Annotated in this window: 1 protein-coding gene; it reads right to left on the bottom strand. The window is 48.1% G+C overall.

All coding sequences use genetic code 11. The features are described 5' to 3' along the window. Nucleotides 1-538: autotransporter-associated beta strand repeat-containing protein (locus tag A2F46_RS11830; RefSeq protein WP_156471660.1), on the bottom strand; the 538-nt coding region annotated here is incomplete at both ends.

Here is a 538-nt window from a genome sequence, read left to right as displayed (position 1 = left end):
GGTTGATAATGCCTTCGGTAATTTTAGTATCGCCGTAGCTATTGTCGCCGGTTAAGGTTAATGTGCCTGTGCCGGTTTTATTTAGATTACCCGCGCCTGTAATGGAGCCGCTTAATAAGGCATTAAGGCTTCCTGTATTGATGGTTGAAGTGGTGTCCTCGGCTGTGGTCATGTCCACAGATGTGGTTAAGTCAGCATTGGTTACCGCCAATGTACCGCCAGCCAAATTCATGGTATAGCTGCCTTGACCGACATTGGCAACAATACCATCGTTGCCGCCAACTGCTAATGTTCCACCTTTATTTAAATTGAATGTGCCTGATTTTCCCGATAAGGCACTACCATCACCAAAACTCAGCTGATTGCCAACAACAATTGTACCGCCATCGCCAACGGTAACCGTGCCTGTGCCACTGGCGTTAACGTATAGCGTATCTGCTACAGACAGGGTTGATCCAGTATTGGTTACGTTTATGGCACCCACTGCATCGGCATTATTCCCAACGGCCACTGAACCGGTATAGGGCGTCGCTGTCTT

Source organism: Snodgrassella sp. CFCC 13594, from assembly GCF_001590725.1.
Classification (GTDB): domain Bacteria; phylum Pseudomonadota; class Gammaproteobacteria; order Burkholderiales; family Neisseriaceae; genus Snodgrassella.
This window is presented reverse-complemented; position numbering and strand designations above follow the sequence as displayed.